At 55.7% G+C, this 16,152-nt stretch carries 13 protein-coding genes and 1 riboswitch; of the genes, 8 read left to right on the forward strand and 5 right to left on the reverse strand.

All coding sequences use genetic code 11. The features are described 5' to 3' along the window. Positions 1-205: 205 nt before the first annotated feature. From manD to GSQ70_RS16610, 5 genes are all read left to right on the forward strand, one after another. The gene (gene manD / locus GSQ70_RS16590) at positions 206-1,420 is read left to right on the forward strand and encodes a D-mannonate dehydratase ManD (protein WP_158783566.1); all 1,215 of its coding nucleotides are present in this window, start codon (positions 206-208) and stop codon (positions 1,418-1,420) included. Between the two features lie 10 nt (positions 1,421-1,430). Beyond that, positions 1,431-2,438 (forward strand): Zn-dependent oxidoreductase, encoded by a 1,008-nt coding sequence (locus GSQ70_RS16595; RefSeq protein WP_158783567.1) that lies wholly within the window; start codon positions 1,431-1,433, stop codon positions 2,436-2,438. Between the two features lie 83 nt (positions 2,439-2,521). Further along, positions 2,522-3,805, forward strand: a complete 1,284-nt coding sequence (locus GSQ70_RS16600; protein WP_158783568.1) for an MFS transporter — start codon at positions 2,522-2,524, stop codon at positions 3,803-3,805. Positions 3,806-3,853: 48 nt separating this feature from the next. Continuing rightward, a complete protein-coding gene (locus tag GSQ70_RS16605) occupies positions 3,854-5,317 on the forward strand; it encodes a mannitol dehydrogenase family protein (protein WP_158783569.1) in 1,464 nt (487 codons plus the stop codon). 93 nt (positions 5,318-5,410) lie between these two features. Beyond that, positions 5,411-6,097 carry a GntR family transcriptional regulator gene (locus tag GSQ70_RS16610; RefSeq protein ID WP_158783570.1) on the forward strand — a complete coding sequence of 229 codons (687 nt, stop codon included), beginning with the start codon at positions 5,411-5,413 and terminating at the stop codon, positions 6,095-6,097. A 70-nt stretch (positions 6,098-6,167) separates the two neighbouring features. On the opposite strand, the gene GSQ70_RS16615 is transcribed toward GSQ70_RS16610, so the two are convergent. The 4 genes from GSQ70_RS16615 to thiM form a co-directional block, all read right to left on the reverse strand. Beyond that, positions 6,168-8,222: an FUSC family protein gene (locus GSQ70_RS16615; RefSeq protein ID WP_158783571.1), complete on the reverse strand. Its 2,055-nt coding sequence runs from the start codon at positions 8,220-8,222 to the stop codon at positions 6,168-6,170. A gap of 202 nt (positions 8,223-8,424) precedes the next feature. Further along, positions 8,425-9,477: a class I fructose-bisphosphate aldolase gene (fbaB, locus tag GSQ70_RS16620; RefSeq protein ID WP_158783572.1), complete on the reverse strand. Its 1,053-nt coding sequence runs from the start codon at positions 9,475-9,477 to the stop codon at positions 8,425-8,427. Positions 9,478-9,631: 154 nt separating this feature from the next. Beyond that, entirely contained in the window at positions 9,632-10,432 is an 801-nt protein-coding gene (gene thiD / locus GSQ70_RS16625) for a bifunctional hydroxymethylpyrimidine kinase/phosphomethylpyrimidine kinase (RefSeq protein WP_158783573.1), read from the reverse strand. Beyond that, entirely contained in the window at positions 10,429-11,220 is a 792-nt protein-coding gene (thiM, locus tag GSQ70_RS16630; RefSeq protein ID WP_158783574.1) for a hydroxyethylthiazole kinase, read from the reverse strand. The genes thiD and thiM overlap by 4 nt, the downstream gene beginning before the upstream one ends. 35 nt (positions 11,221-11,255) lie before the next feature. Continuing rightward, positions 11,256-11,352, reverse strand: a riboswitch (TPP riboswitch). 493 nt (positions 11,353-11,845) lie between these two features. On the opposite strand from thiM, the gene GSQ70_RS16635 reads away from it, so the two are divergent. Together GSQ70_RS16635 and GSQ70_RS16640 are read left to right on the forward strand one after the other, a co-directional pair. Continuing rightward, the gene (locus GSQ70_RS16635) at positions 11,846-12,094 is read left to right on the forward strand and encodes a hypothetical protein (RefSeq protein WP_158783575.1); all 249 of its coding nucleotides are present in this window, start codon (positions 11,846-11,848) and stop codon (positions 12,092-12,094) included. Between the two features lie 61 nt (positions 12,095-12,155). Next, the gene (locus GSQ70_RS16640) at positions 12,156-12,578 is read left to right on the forward strand and encodes a GNAT family N-acetyltransferase (RefSeq protein WP_158783576.1); all 423 of its coding nucleotides are present in this window, start codon (positions 12,156-12,158) and stop codon (positions 12,576-12,578) included. Between the two features lie 153 nt (positions 12,579-12,731). Here GSQ70_RS16640 and apbC read toward each other — a convergent pair whose 3' ends face one another. Continuing rightward, positions 12,732-13,844 (reverse strand): iron-sulfur cluster carrier protein ApbC, encoded by a 1,113-nt coding sequence (gene apbC, locus GSQ70_RS16645; RefSeq protein WP_158783577.1) that lies wholly within the window; start codon positions 13,842-13,844, stop codon positions 12,732-12,734. A gap of 174 nt (positions 13,845-14,018) precedes the next feature. Between apbC and metG the strand changes: the two genes are divergently transcribed. Continuing rightward, positions 14,019-16,052, forward strand: coding sequence for a methionine--tRNA ligase (gene metG / locus GSQ70_RS16650; RefSeq protein WP_158783578.1), 2,034 nt, complete (start codon positions 14,019-14,021; stop codon positions 16,050-16,052). Positions 16,053-16,152: the final 100 nt, after the last annotated feature.

Here is a 16,152-nt window from a genome sequence, read left to right on the forward strand (position 1 = left end):
AGAATCACGCTTAAGGCTTAAAATGCGTCAGCAAGAGGGGTGTCGCCAGTCGCCCCTCTCCCACCTTCGAATATGCCAATCCCGAAGCAATCCATTAACACCCTGCTCAACTGTGATCCCCGTCGAAGATTCATGATAATCATCTTGTATGGTAGTACGTCAATGCGTATTTTTTCATCATCGCACGATCAAAAAGGCCACCAGGATGAAAATTGTAAAAGCAGAAGTCTTCGTAACCTGCCCGGGCAGGAACTTTGTTACCGTCAAAATCACTACCGATGAAGGGCTGACCGGCATTGGTGACGCCACCCTGAATGGTCGCGAGCTGCCGGTCGCGTCATATCTTAAAGACCACGTCTGCCCACAGCTGATCGGCCGCAACGCTCACCAAATCGAGGACATCTGGCAGTACTTCTATAAAGGTGCCTACTGGCGTCGCGGTCCCGTCACCATGTCCGCAATCTCCGCCGTCGATCAGGCATTGTGGGATATCAAAGGCAAAGCGGCCAACATGCCGGTTTACCAGCTGCTGGGCGGCGCATCGCGCACTGGCGTAATGGTTTACTGCCACACTACCGGCCACAGCATCGACGAAGTGATGGACGATTACGCGAAGCATAAAGAACTGGGCTTTAAAGCCATCCGCGCCCAGTGTGGCGTGCCGGGTATGAAAACCACCTACGGCATGGCGAAAGGTAAAGGCCAGGCCTACGAACCCGCCACCAAAGGCGACTGGCCGGAAGAGCAGCTGTGGTCGACCGAAAAATATCTCGACTTCACGCCAAAGCTGTTTGAAGCCATTCGTGACAAATTTGGCTTTAACGAACATCTGCTGCACGACATGCACCACCGCCTGACGCCCATTGAGGCAGCCCGCTTTGGTAAAAGCGTGGAAGATTACCGCCTGTTCTGGATGGAGGACCCGACACCTGCCGAGAACCAGGAGAGTTTCCGTCTGATCCGCCAGCACACCGTCACGCCAATCGCAGTGGGCGAAGTGTTCAACAGCATCTGGGATTGTAAACAGCTGATTGAAGAGCAGCTGATAGACTACATCCGTACCACCATCACCCACGCGGGCGGCATCACCGGCATGCGTCGTATTGCTGATTTCGCTTCGCTGTATCAGGTACGCACCGGTTCACACGGACCGTCGGATCTGTCGCCAATCTGCATGGCTGCGGCACTGCACTTCGACCTGTGGGTACCAAACTTTGGCGTGCAGGAATATATGGGCTATTCCGAGCAGATGATGGAAGTGTTCAAACCTAACTGGACCTTCGAAAACGGCTATATGCATCCGGGCGACCTGCCGGGCTTAGGCATTGAGTTTGATGAAAAAGTGGCGGCACGCTACCCGTATGAACCGGCGTACCTGCCCGTTGCGCGTCTGGAAGACGGCACCCTGTGGAACTGGTAAGGAGACGAAAATGAAAAGTGTGGTAATCGAACGCCCCGGCGAGCTGGTACTGCAACAGCGCCCTGAACTGACGCCAGAGAAAGGCGAAGTCAGGGTTAAAGTCCAGTACGCCAGCATCTGCGGTTCCGATGTGCATATCTGGCACGGCCACAACCCTTTCGCCCGTTATCCACGGGTGATCGGCCATGAGTTTTTTGGCGTAATTGATGCGGTTGGCGTGGGTGTGGACAGCTCCCGCATTGGCGAGCGGGTGGCCGTCGATCCGGTGGTCAGCTGTGGCCACTGCTACCCTTGTTCAGTAGGACGCCCTAACGTCTGCAGCGAACTGCAGGTGATTGGAGTGCATCGCGACGGTGGCTTCAGCGAGTATGCCGTGGCTCCTTCAGCCAATGCGTATCACCTGCCAGAAAGCATTCCCGACAAGCTCGCCAGTCTGGTTGAACCGTTCACCATCGCCGCCAACATCACAGCCTTTCTCCAGCCTCAACCGAACGATGTGGCGCTGGTGTTCGGTGCCGGTCCGATGGGCCTGACCGCAATTCAGGTGCTGAAAGGCGTGTATAAGGTGCGCAAAGTGATCGTGGCCGACCGCCTGCCGGAACGTCTGGCGATGGCGATGGAAAACGGCGCGGATGTGGTACTGAATAACAGTGAAATCCCGCTGGCTGCCCAGCTTGAAGGCGAAAAACCCACACTGATCATTGATGCGGCCTGCCACCCGTCCATTCTGGCAGAAGCGGCAGCGCTGGCCTCACCTGCCGGACGGATTGGCCTGCTTGGCTTCTCCGGCGAGCCGTGCACGGTGACCCAGCAAAGCCTGACCAGTAAAGAGCTGTCGCTGTTTACCTCGCGTCTCAACAGTCATCGCTTCCCGCTGGTGATTGACTGGATGGAACAGGGGCTGATCCAGCCAGAAAAACTGGTGACGCACTACTTCCCGCTAAGCGAGATTGAACAGGCGATGACCCTGTTTGAGAAAGATCCCAAGAGCTGCTGCAAAGTCATTTTAGCTGTATGACACCAGACAGCCGGTTGGCGGCAGACTGAACCTGCCCCGACCGGTACAAGCTACCCTGCGACTATAAATATAATGGAGTGACCATGTTTAAGAACCTCCGCTGGACTATCGTACTGTTGCTGTTCATGGTCTACATGATCAATTACCTCGATCGCGTGGCCCTCTCACTGACCGTGCCGATGATTGAAAAAGACCTGATGCTGAATGCCGAACAGTTCGGCCTGATTTTCGGCAGCTTCTTCTTCGGTTACGCGCTGTTTAACTTTATTGGTGGCCTCGCCACCGACAAATTCGGCCCTACGCTGGTAATGGGCGCGGCCGTTGGCATGTGGTCGCTGTTCTGTGGCCTGACGGCCGTTGCCACCGGCTTCTGGTCCATGCTGATCCTGCGTGTGCTGTTTGGCATGGCGGAAGGCCCAATCTGCGCCTCAGCTAACAAAGCCATTAACGGCTGGTTCCCCAAAAAACAGGCGGCCACTGCGATGGGCTTACTCAGCGCCGGTTCGCCACTGGGCGGTGCGGTGGCTGGCCCGATCATCGGCTATCTGGCACTGGCCTTTGGCTGGCGTCCGGCCTTCGTGATCATCTGCTCCATCGGTATTGTGTGGATGGTGGTGTGGTTCCTGATTGCCGCCGATAATCCGCTGAAAAGCCGCCGCGTCAGCGAAGAAGAGCGCCTGCTGGTGACGAAGCTGAAAGAGGAGCAGACCACCCCGGACGAAGAGCTGGCTCAGGCCGCGCACGGTCTTGGATACTATCTGCGCCAGCCGATTATCCTGGTCACCGCTTTTGCCTTCTTTTGCTATAACTACATTCTGTTCTTCTTCCTGAGCTGGTTCCCGGCCTATCTGGTGCAGGCGCATAACCTCGATATCAAATCGATGAGTATGACCACCATGATCCCGTGGATTGTCGGCTTTGTCGGTCTGGCGCTCGGCGGCTGGATCTCCGATAAGATCTTCAACATCACCGGTAAGCTGCTGCTTTCACGAAAAATTGTGCTGGTGGTCTCGCTGTTGGCCGCTGCTGTTTGCGTGGGTCTGGCAGGTTCTGTAAAAGGGGTTTACCCGGCAGTGATCCTGATGTCCGTGTCGATCTTCTTCCTGTATATCACCGGCGCTATTTACTGGGCGATTATTCAGGACGTGGTGCACAAAAGCCGCGTGGGCGGGATCAGTGGCTTTATCCACCTGATCGGCAGCATTTCCGGTATTATCGGCCCGATTGTCACCGGCTACATCGTGCATCACACCGGTAAATTCGACAGCGCCTTTATCCTTGCCGGCGTGGTAGCTGCCCTGGGCGCGATGCTGGTGCTGTTTGTGATCAAAAGTCCGAAAACGCAGAATAAAGCGGTTTCTGTTTGAAATAAGGTGCGCGGAAAACCGCGCACTGACAAAGCGAAAGGATACTCTATGCTTTCCCCTGAACATCTGGCTGCGGGCGTTGCACGTCCGGAGTATGATCGCAAAAAATTACGCACCCGCATGGTTCATATCGGTTTTGGCGCTTTCCACCGCGCTCATCAGGCCGTCTGCTCCGACCGGCTGGCGAACGAGCACGGCAGCGACTGGGGCTACTGCGAGGTCAACCTCAACAGCGGGGAGCTGATCCAGGCACTGAAAAAACAGGATTGCTGCTATACCGTAGCAGAGATGGCCGGTGATGACATGGCGCTGCGGGTGATCGGAGTGGTCACCTCGGCCCTGCACGGCAAGTCCGACGGCATCAACGCCGTGATTGATGAACTCTGCCAGCCGGATGTGGCGATCGTCTCCATGACCGTGACGGAAAAAGGCTACTGCTATGAGCCGTCCAGCGGCAAACTGGATCTCGCTCACCCTTCAATCGTTCACGATATTGCTAACCCACAGGCACCGATCTCGCTGCCTGGCCTGATCCTCGCCGGGATCACCCGCCGTCGCGAGCTGGGTCTGCCGCCGTTCAGCGTGATGTCGTGCGATAACATGCCGGAAAACGGACATGTGACGCGCAACGTGATTGTCGGGCTGGCGGAGAAACATAGCGCTGAGCTGGCCGAATGGATTGGCAAAAACCTCACCTTCCCTTCCACCATGGTGGATCGCATCGTACCGGCAATGACCGAAGAGACCCATGCCACACTGCGCGTGAAATTGGGCTGTGATGATCCGGTCAGCGTGGCCTGCGAACCATTCCTGCAGTGGGTGATTGAGGACAACTTCGTCAGCGGCCGCCCGCAGTGGGAAAAAGCCGGTGCAGAACTGGTCAGCAATGTACTGCCTTATGAAGAGATGAAGCTGCGCATGCTGAACGGCAGCCACTCCTTCCTGGCTTATCTTGGTTACCTTGCTGGTTATCAGCACATCAGCGACTGCATGGCCGATACGCATTTCCGCCAGGCAGCACGCCAGCTGATGATGGATGAACAGGCTCCCACTCTGCATACCCAAGGCGTTGACCTGGGTGCCTATGCCGATTCTCTGATTGCCCGATATGAGAATCTGGCGATCAAACACCGCACCGCGCAGATAGCTAACGATGGTTCGCAGAAGCTGCCGCAGCGCTGGCTGGACAGCATCCGCTGGCACCTGAACAACGGCAGTGATTTTGATCTGCTGGCGCTGGGCGTGGCCGGATGGATACGCTATGTGGGGGGGGTGAATGAGCAAGGCGAGCCGATTGAGATCCGCGACCCAATGCGCGACCTGTTGGCACAGCGTGTGGCAGAAACCGCTGAAGGCGAAGCCCGCGTAGCCGCACTGCTGTCGATAAAAGCAGTGTTTGGTGAGGATTTAGCCACCTGCACGCAGTTTGTCTCGCGAGTGAATCATTTCTATCAGCTTCTGCTGACAAAAGGGGCCAAAGAAGCGGTAAAACAGACGGTTGCCAGGGCTTAAACCAATAAGCGCTGGCGCAAAGCCAGCGCGCTGTTTTAGACTCAGGCTTTAACGCAGCGGGCCTTCAGCCCATCGCTATACGGATATTGCCGAATGTCTATTGCCTATACCATTACCACCAGCGAGCCGGTGAATCAGCAGATTTATCGCTTTCTGCGTCAGGACATTGTGACCTGTGCAATCCCGCCCGGGTCGCTGCTGTCTGAAAAAGAAGTGTCTGCCCGCTTCAGCGTCTCCCGGCAGCCGGTGCGGGAAGCCTTTATCAAACTGGCCGAAGCTGGCCTGGTTCAGGTCTTGCCTCAGCGGGGCACCTTTGTCCGGAAAATCTCCGCCCAGCGCGTGGCCGATGGCCGGTTTATCCGCGAAGCGGTGGAAGTGGCGGTGATCCGCCGGGCAGCAGTGGAAGCCTCCGCGGAATCGCTGGCGCTGTTGCAGCACAATCTTCAGCTACAAAGGATCTCGGCAGAGCGTCATGACAGCCAGGGTTTTCTGCTGCTCGATGATGAATTTCACCGGCTGATTGCGCAGAGCATCAACTGCGAGCTGGCGTGGGAAACGGTAGAAAATATCAAAGCGGCAATGGATCGGGTCCGCTTCCTGACGCTGAGCAAAGTATCGCCACCGGAAAGTTTGATCCAGCAACACGAAGAGATTTACCAGGCGCTGGTCGCACGCGATGCGGGCGAAGCGGAGAAAGCGCTGCGCCGCCATCTGCAGGAGATGATCTTCTCCATCACCCCTATCGCCGAGCAGAACAGCGAGTGGTTTGAGAAACCGTAATTATCCCTGGAAACCGGCGTGTAAAGCGCCGGTCTTATTTGCCAAAGGTATCCCCCTTTAAGCCCCTGCATTACGCCACCTGCAGTTCAGGCCAGCGCTGCGAGGGATAAAGTGCCATGCGGATATTGAACAGATAAAAAAGCGGCCGGAACAGCGCCATATCGCTGCGGCACTGCCCTTCCGTTCTGACCAGCAGCAGATCCAGTTCATCCAGCAGGGACTGTGGTGGCTCAATATAGATATTCTTCAGACGCTGTTTGAAGTACTTGTTAATCTCAAACATCAGCGCACCGGACTCCAGCGCGTGCTCCCGGAGCAGCGCTTCATGGCGGGCGTAAAAGTCATAGCAGTTCACCCCCAACCAGATCTCAGTGATCAGGTTACCACCCAGCGCCACGCCAGGCGTTGGGTCAATTTTGTTACGGGGCAGAATGATATTAATCTTATCAATCTGGCTGGCAACGAACTGCTGGCGCGCCCGCAGTGAAGCAGTATTAATATTGATCTCGCCGGTAAACTGCAGCAACTCTTTAATCCCCTTCCGTAACACGCGGCGGGCAGACCATGACGGCCTTTTGTTACGGATAATCGCCGTCACCACCACCGCCAGCACGATGCCTACAATGGTCGAAATCGAGGCGTTAATAATCGACAGTAAATCGGGCTTCAGGTCGTGAGACATCCCGATAAAACCCGGGATTTGCGTGGCAATAATCAGCCCGATAAAGTTGGTTGAAGGGTTCGCGATCACCAGTCCCAGCGCCAGAAGGCCGGGGGCCAGGCAGATAATCAACGCTTCATAGCTGACCGCCATCGGGATAATCAGCCCGACGTACAGAATACTGATCAGAATGGCCATCAGCACCCCCTTCAGAAAGACCTGCATGGAGGCAACCGGGCTGTCGAGTGAGGCAAAAAATGAACAGACTACGGCGGCAATCATCGGTGCTGTTGCGCCATCCATCCAGCCGGTACCAATCCAGAACAGACAGCCGATCATGGTGGCGAAGAAGGCGGTAAAGCAGGACAGCAGGATCAACCCCTTGTCGCGGTGCTTTCTGATCAGCTTCAGCTTGCTGGGTTTCTTTTCGGTACCCAGTTGGCTGACGCGCTCTCTGGCGTTGAAATAGGACTCCGAGATGCGGATAAAGTTAAGCAGGCGCTCCATCAGACCGATAAACAACAGACCTTCTTCCGCCGTCATTTCTCCCTGGCTGTAAAGCGTTTTTATCCGCTCCTGCGAAGCCAGAATATCCTCCTGGATCGCCTGCGCCTGGCCGCTCTGCTCCGGGCTGTTCAGCCATACCAGGAAGTGGCTGAAGGATTCAGCCACGAAGTCGGGGAACACAATACCCTGCTCTGCCAGCAGGCTGAGACGCTTCTCAATCGCGGTCAGGGTCGGGATCAGATATGAGAGATGTTGATACTGGGCACTGACCAGACGGATTAGCCTGCGCGCCTCATCCCCTTCATAGACGCAGTGGGTGATCAGCGTTTCGACGGATATCGGGTAGTTCGCCATCTGCACCAGGATCTGATCGCGTTCCGGCGTGCTCTGTTTCGATTCGCTGGTCAGCAATTCGTTGCAGACATTTTTGGCGCTCTCAAACCAGTTGCTGACGCTGTTTTCCAGCATGTTGCGCATGGTCACCGGGAACACCAGCATATGCACCAGGCTGGAGCAGACAATGGCGACGGTAATCTCTTCAATACGGGAGATAACGGTATAGGTTATCGACAGCGGCGTGGTGACATCGGCAAAGCCCATGATCGCGGCACTGTAGCCCGCCAGCATAAAGACGTAGCTTTTCGGCGTCCGGTCATGCAGCGAGAGGTACAGGCAAAATGCCACCCACAACGAAACGCTGAGGCTGAACAGGATCGGCGTGGTGACGGTCAGCGGATAGATTAAAAAGATAAAGATGCCGCCCAGCACGGTGCCGAGAAAGCGGAACATCGCTTTCGACAGCGTGGAAGCGGAATAGAGCTGTGAGATAACGTAAACCGACACCATTGCCCAGGCTGGTTTATCAAGGTTCAGTTTCAGGGCGATGTACAAAGCTAAAAATGCCGCGATGCAGGTTTTGATAGCGAACATCAGCGCATTTTTGGATAACCACTTCATTGCAGACTCAACAGCTCACCAGAAAGTAAAACGCTATTTTAGCTATTTCACTGCGGGGCGACAGCGTTTTACTGATCGATAGTTTGTAACAAAATAATCACGCTACGGGAAAGTATGCTCGCTATTGATCGTGCAGTCAGCTTTTGTAGTTCCTGCTATCGGCAGGAGACCGATCGGCCTCCTGCCCCATATCTTAAAGCCCTCAGGCAATAGTCACATCTTTCGCCAGGTACACATCCTGCACGGAGTTGATCAGCGCCACGCCATCCTTCATTGATTTCTTGAAGGCTTTACGTCCAAGGATCAGCCCCATGCCACCAGCACGCTTGTTGATAACCGCTGTGCGCACGGATTCTGCCGTATCGGTTTCACCTGCAGCCGCACCGCCAGAGTTAATCAACCCCGCGCGGCCCATATAGCAGTTCGCCAGCTGGTAACGCACCAGATCGATTGGGTTATCGCTGGTCAACTTGCTGTAGACGCGGTCATCAGTGGAACCGAATTTTACCGCAGTGTAGCCGCCATTATTTTCTGCCATCTTCTGCTTGACGATATCCGCCCCGATGGTGGCTGCCAGGTGATTAGCCTGCCCGGTCAGATCGGCGCTGGCATGGTAATCCACCCCGTCTTTTTTGAAATCGTTATTACGCAGATATGCCCACAGCACGGTGACCATGCCCAGCTCATGCGCACGTTCAAACGCCACGGAGATCTCTTCCAGCTGGCGACGTGACTGTTCAGAACCAAAGTAGATGGTTGCGCCAACCGCAATCGCGCCCAGGTTAAACGCCTGCTCCACGCTGGCATACAGCGTCTGGTCATACTGCGTCGGGTAGCTCAGCGTTTCGTTATGGTTCAGTTTGACCATAAAGGGGATCCGGTGCGCATAGCGGCGAGAAACCGAAGCCAGCACGCCATAGGTTGAGGCCACACAGTTACAGCCTGACTCTATCGCCAGCTCAACGATATTTTTCGGATCGAAGTACAGTGGGTTCGCCGCGAAGGATGCGCCAGCGGAGTGCTCAACGCCCTGATCCACCGGCAGGATGGAAAGGTAGCCGGTGCCCGCCAGACGACCCGTGTTGTACAGCGTCTGCATGTTGCGCAGCACCGCAGGAGAACGATTGTTATCGATCATCACGCGATCAACATAATCCGCGCCCGGTAAATAAAGGCTGTCCGCTGGAATGGTCATGCAGCGATGTTGCAGAAGAGTGTCCGCTTCTTTGCCCAATAACTGTACGATGTCCGTCATGATAACTCCTGTCTTAAGGTGGGAGGGCAGGCTGATCCCTGCCCCACTCATGTGAAAATCTGACCCCAGACAGCGTGGACCCATCCCCCCACGTAACGCAAATTGCTGACTCCATTTTTCAGAACGATCCCTGTAAAAATTTATAAAAAATCGCCTACCACCAACGATGAAAATGGTGCACCGGCCCGTGTCCGCCGCCCACTTCCAGCGAATCAGCCTGTTCGAGCGCACCCTGCAGCCACTGCTTCGCTTCCTGCAAGGTTGAGAGCCAGTTATCGTGCCGTGGCCGCAGCGCCGCCAGAGCAGCAGAAAGCGTACAGCCCGTGCCATGAGTGTTTTTGGTGGCTATGCGGGGGGCCGTAAAACGTTGCTGATGGTCGCGGGTGAACAGCCAGTCCGGGCTCTCTTTATCGCTCAGATGGCCGCCTTTCATCAGTACCGCCTGGCATCCCATTTTCAGCAGCTTCTCTCCCTGCTGGCGCATCTCTTTCTCATTGCGAGCGACAGCACATTCCAGCAATGCTGCGGCTTCCGGCAAATTTGGCGTGATAAGTGAGACCTGCGGCAACAGTCGCTCACGCAGCGTGGCAACAGCCCGGGGAGAAAGTAGCGGATCGCCGCTTTTTGCCAGCATCACCGTGTCCAGCACCACCCATGGGATAGCGGCTGAGATCAGTCCATCCGCCACCACTTCCACAATATCGCTCTCGCTGAGCATGCCGATTTTAACGCTGTCGATACGCACATCACTGAGTACGGATGAGAGTTGCGCAGCCACGAAATCTGGCTCAACCCGGCAGACCGACTGCACGCCACGGGTATTTTGTGCCACCAGCGCGGTAATCACGCTGGTGCCGTAAGCACTCAGCGCGGAAAATGTTTTGAGGTCGGCCTGAATCCCTGCTCCGCCGCTTGGATCGGTTCCGGCAATGGTCAGTGCATTAATCCGCTTCATACCATCACCTCCGCATCCAGGCCATACAGCGCGTCGAGGAACAGCGGTTCAAAGCTGCCTGGCCCCGCAGCAGCAGAGGCCGCTCTTTCTCCGGCCAGGCTCATCACACGACATGCGCTGGCAATGTGCGTCAGCCTGTCACCCGGCAGCGCGGAGAAACCAGCCACTACCGCCGATAATGCACAGCCGGTTCCCACCACCCGCGTCATCAGAGCTGAGCCTCCGGGGATTTCCAGCAGCCGTTGTCCGTCAGTGACGTAATCCACCTCACCCGTCACTGCCACACTTGCACCACAGGTTTGCGCCAGCAGGCGGGCAGCCTCCAGCGCAGCGGCAGAACTGTGCAGGCTGTCAACACCGCGCCCTGCCACAGCCTGGCGTGCCAGCGCCATAATTTCTGAAGCGTTACCGCGAATGGCCGCCGGACGATGTTCCAGCAAACGCTGGCAGAAATCAGTCCGGAAAGTCAGTGCCCCTACCGCGACCGGATCCAGCGTCCAGGGATGGCCCACTTTATTCGCGCCCTTAACGGCAATCAGCATCGCTTCGCTGCGCGCGGCAGTTAAGGTACCGACATTGATCAGCACACCATCAGCAATGGCGCTGAATTCAGCGGCTTCCTGCGGCTCAATAACCATCGCCGGAGAAGCCCCCAGCGCCAGCAAAACATTGGCGGTAAAAGTCTGCACCACATCATTGGTCAGGCAATGCACCAACGGCGCGGTGTGGCGGAAAAGAGTGAGTGAAGTTGCGGCCTGAGGGGCCGTGAAGAGATGAGGTTGGATCATGGTAACGCTCCCAACCGGCGATCAAGAAGGCGATGCACTCCGGCATCTGACTTCCCTCCGCTGGCATTATCCAGATCAGGTTCAACGGGTATTTCTCAGCCCATCAGCGATGGGGCACCCCGAGTCATGAAGATTGAATCTCTATACTTTTTGCCAGCTTAGGGGAAGTGGCTTACTGATGCAAGCCCCGCCTTTCCGGTTATCGCTTCTTCACCTTAAAAAAATGATGTGGCCTTCACAACTCAGGTGCGCCATCAGCGCAAACTGCAGCAGGAAGGCGCTAACGACTGGTTGCTGGCTGGCGGCATTAATATTAATTTTTAATCCTCATATGCGCCGGGCAGACCTCCCCGCCCGGTGCGCTCAAGATCCAGAACATCCAGACGCCAGATTTCATGCATCGCCACAAACAGCAGACAGATCGTCTTGATCATCGTCAGCAACCCCGCAATATCTTAAGCGGCGGCCATGTCAGTTTTGTCTTTATTGACACTGGCCTGCCTTCCTGAAACCGTCAACTCAGATCCGGGAATGTTTGCCGTTCCTGCCCTTTTTGCTACAGTCCGGCTATAGATTACTTTGGGGCGACATCTCACCCACCGCACAGGCTACAATAAAACGAATTATGATCAGACCGCTTAATGAACAATACGGCATCAGCGTGGCGGCACTCAAAATGCTGCAATACCTGAAACAGATTTCACGCGGGGATCGCGGGTTTTCCATTCTTGATACCGCGCTGAACCACCGCTGCAACGTGACGCCACCCGATAATTTCAGGCTGCTCGATGAGCTTTTTGAGGCCGGCAAAATTGATTACGATTACCGCGGCACCGGACTGGATGGCGAGCGGCATGTTAAGCCGGTCTGGTAAGTCGCCGCTGATCGACAACCACCTGGTACCGCGTTAACCCGACTTTGCTAAAGAGATGACTATGGCCATACGCCCCTTCACCGAAGCCGATCGCCCCTTTTTACGCACGCTGTTTCTCGCTTCACGCAAGGCAAACTGGCACTGGCTGGACGGCAAAGAGTGGCGGCTGGAAGATTTTGATCGTGTGACACTGGGTGAGCGGGTGCTGGTCGCGGAAGACGACGGGCATCGCACCGGTTTTGCCGCCGTTCTGCCCAATGATAATTTCCTGCACAGCCTGTTTGTTGACCCCACCAGGCAGGGTCGCGGCGTGGGTAGCGAACTGTTGAAAGCGGTGCAAGCTGGGTTTACCTCAACGGGTGCGCTGAAATGCCTGAAAGCCAATGTCAGGGCGCAGGCATTTTATCTGAAACACGGCTGGAAAGTGATCGGCAGCGGAGAAAGTGAACAGGGTGAATACCTGCTGATGCACTACGTGCTTTAAGTGCTTAATGCCTTAGATTTTTGGTTTTTTGGGTTTTTAAACAGACGATGCAGAAGCTTAAGGCGTGGGGAAGGCTGGCCTTCCCCACGCAGGCGCTGAATTTGCCTTTTTTAGTGCGACCTGCGTACCATTCGGGTACTTCAGAAACCTGCCTTACACTGCGCGGAACGCGATATCTTCGGGAATAACTTCCCCTTCCCAGTAAAGCTGCGCAGCCACCAGTCCTGCCAGCTGACGGTACATCACCGTGAACTCGCTCTCAGGACGGCGCACCACCGTTGGCTGGCCGTCATCCAGATCTTCACGCAGGGTGATATGCAGCGGCAACTGGCTCAACAGACGGGTGTGATACTGCTCCGCCAGCTTCTCTGCCCCACCAGTGCCAAAAATCGGCTCATGATGACCACAGTTGCTGCAGATATGCATGCTCATGTTTTCCACCACCCCCACCACCGGCACATTGACCTTCTCAAACATCACAATGCCTTTACGCGCATCGATCAGCGCAATGTCCTGCGGCGTGGTCACCACAACGGCACCGGTGACCGGCACGTTCTGCGCCAGTGTCAGCTGGATATCCCCTGTGCCCGGCGGCATGTCCAGCACCAGATAATCCAGATCCGGCCACAGCGTTTCATTCAGCAACTGCATCAGTGCCTTGCTGGCCATCGGCCCGCGCCACACCATAGCATTGTCATCGGTCACCAGATAACCGATGGAGTTGGTCGCCAGCCCGTGCGCGATAATCGGAGCCATGTGCGTACCATCCGGAGAGGTGGGTCGCTCATCCCGCGTGCCGAGCATATCCGGGATAGACGGGCCGTAAATATCAGCATCCAGCAGGCCCACTTTAGCCCCTTCAGCCACCAGCGCCAGCGCCAGATTCACGGCAGTGCTGGATTTCCCCACCCCACCCTTGCCGGAACTGACCGCGATAATGTTCTTAACACCGTTCACTCCGGCATGATTTTTCACCCGCTTCAGCGTGGCAATGTTATGGCTCAGCCGCCAGTTGATGGCGGTGGCACTGGTCAGGCGCAGCAGTTCGGCACTGGTCGCTTCCTTCAGGGCTTCAAATCCACTGTGCCAGACAAACGGCATCACCAGTTCAATATGCAGAGTATTGTCCATCAGCGCACAGTGGTGCAGCGCCTTCAGGGTGGTGAGATTATGCTTTAGCGTCGGATGTTCAAATGTGGTCAATACGCCCATGACCATAGCGCGCAGCGCTTCCGGAGAGTGCTGTCCCTGGGATTGTGATGTCATCCCGGCTCCTTTTTTGATTGTTGGTTCTGATAAACAGAGCATATCAGATGTGGCCGGACCTGGTCGCGACAGGCTGCAAAAAACGGTGGCCGCCATGCAGGATTGTTTACGCAGGGAGGGGCTTTCGGTTACCATCTAAACCCCCTTTTTTAAACAGGTATAGCAAGTCTTACTATGACTCAAGTCGCGAAAAAAATAATGGTAACGTGCGCCCTGCCGTACGCCAACGGCTCAATCCATCTCGGCCACATGCTCGAGCATATCCAGGCAGATATTTGGGTCCGTTACCAGCGAATGCGCGGCAACCAGGTTTACTTCATCTGTGCTGACGATGCCCACGGTACGCCGATCATGCTGAAAGCTCAGCAGTTGGGTGTGGAGCCGGAGCAGATGATTGCCGAAATGAGTCAGGAACATCAGACCGACTTTGCTGGTTTCAATATCAGCTACGACAACTATCACTCAACGCACAGTAAAGAAAACCGTGAGCTGTCTGAACTGATCTATACCCGTCTGAAAGAGAACGGTTTTATCAAGAACCGGACGATTTCCCAGCTGTACGATCCGGAGAAAGGCATGTTTCTGCCTGACCGTTTCGTCAAGGGAACCTGTCCGAAGTGTAAATCACCGGATCAGTACGGCGACAACTGCGAAGTCTGTGGCGCAACCTACAGCCCAACCGAGCTGATTGAGCCGAAATCGGTGGTTAGCGGTGCCACGCCTGAGATGCGTGACTCGGAGCACTTCTTTTTTGACCTGCCAGAGTTCAGCGCCATGCTGCAGGCCTGGACCCGCTCCGGCGCACTGCAGGAGCAGGTTGCAAACAAGATGCAGGAGTGGTTCGAATCCGGCCTGCAACAATGGGATATCTCCCGCGATGCGCCGTACTTCGGCTTTGAAATCCCTGGCGCGCCGGGCAAATACTTCTACGTCTGGCTGGATGCGCCAATCGGTTACATGGGATCGTTTAAAAATCTCTGCGACAAGCGCGGAGATATCGATTTCGATGCTTTCTGGCAGAAAGATTCTGACGCCGACCTGTACCACTTTATCGGCAAAGATATCGTCTATTTCCACAGTCTGTTCTGGCCAGCGATGCTGGAAGGCAGCAACTTCCGTAAGCCAACCAGCCTGTTCGTGCACGGCTATGTCACGGTGAACGGCGCGAAGATGTCCAAATCGCGCGGCACCTTTATCAAGGCCAGCACCTGGCTGCAGCATCTGGATGCCGACAGCCTGCGCTACTACTACGCGGCCAAGCTTTCTTCACGTATTGATGATATCGACCTGAATCTGGAAGATTTCGTGCAGCGCGTGAATGCCGACATCGTGAACAAAGTGGTGAACCTGGCTTCCCGTAACGCCGGTTTCATCAACAAGCGTTTTGGCGGCAAGCTGTCGGCCGAACTGGCTGACCCGGCGCTGTATAAAACCTTTACCGATGCCTCCGCCAGCATTGCGGAAGCCTGGAACAGCCGCGAGTTCAGCCGCGCTATTCGTGAAATCATGGCGTTGGCCGATGTGGCTAACCGCTATGTTGACGAGCAGGCTCCATGGGTGGTGGCAAAACAGGAAGGCCGCGATGCCGATCTGCAGGCGATCTGCTCTATGGGCATCAACATGTTCCGCGTGCTGATGACCTGGCTCAAGCCGGTGCTGCCTTCACTGACCGAACGCACCGAAGCCTTCCTGAATCAGGAGCTGAGCTGGGATGGCATTGAGCAACCGCTGCTGGACCATACCATTTCTGCCTTTAAAGCACTGTACAGCCGCATTGAAATGGACAAGGTCAATGGCCTGATTGAAGCGTCAAAAGAAGATGCCGCTGCGGCGAACAAACCTGCGGTAACCGGCCCGCTGGCCGATGCGCCGGTTGCCGACACCATCAATTTTGATGACTTTGCCAAAGTGGATATGCGCGTGGCGCTGATCAAGACTGCCGAACGGGTGGAAGGATCGGACAAACTGCTGCGTCTGGTGCTGGATATGGGCGGCGAAACCCGTCAGATCTTCTCCGGTATCCGCGCGGCCTATCCTGATCCGTCCGTGCTGGAAGGTCGCATGACCGTGGTGGTGGCTAACCTGGCACCGCGTAAGATGCGTTTCGGCATGTCTGAAGGCATGGTGCTGTCCGCAGGCCCTGGCGGTAAAGACCTGTTTATCCTGGGTGCCGACAGCGGCGCACAACCGGGGATGCAGGTTAAATAAGCCTACCGGTCCGGGTGAAGTGAGTTCCGCCCGGCTGTTCGTGTATTCACCGTATCTGTAGTGGCGAACTGATTCGATTGAAAGAATTTGTTCGCCCTTT

This window comes from Pantoea sp. BAV 3049, assembly GCF_009765445.1.
Taxonomy (GTDB): domain Bacteria; phylum Pseudomonadota; class Gammaproteobacteria; order Enterobacterales; family Enterobacteriaceae; genus Erwinia.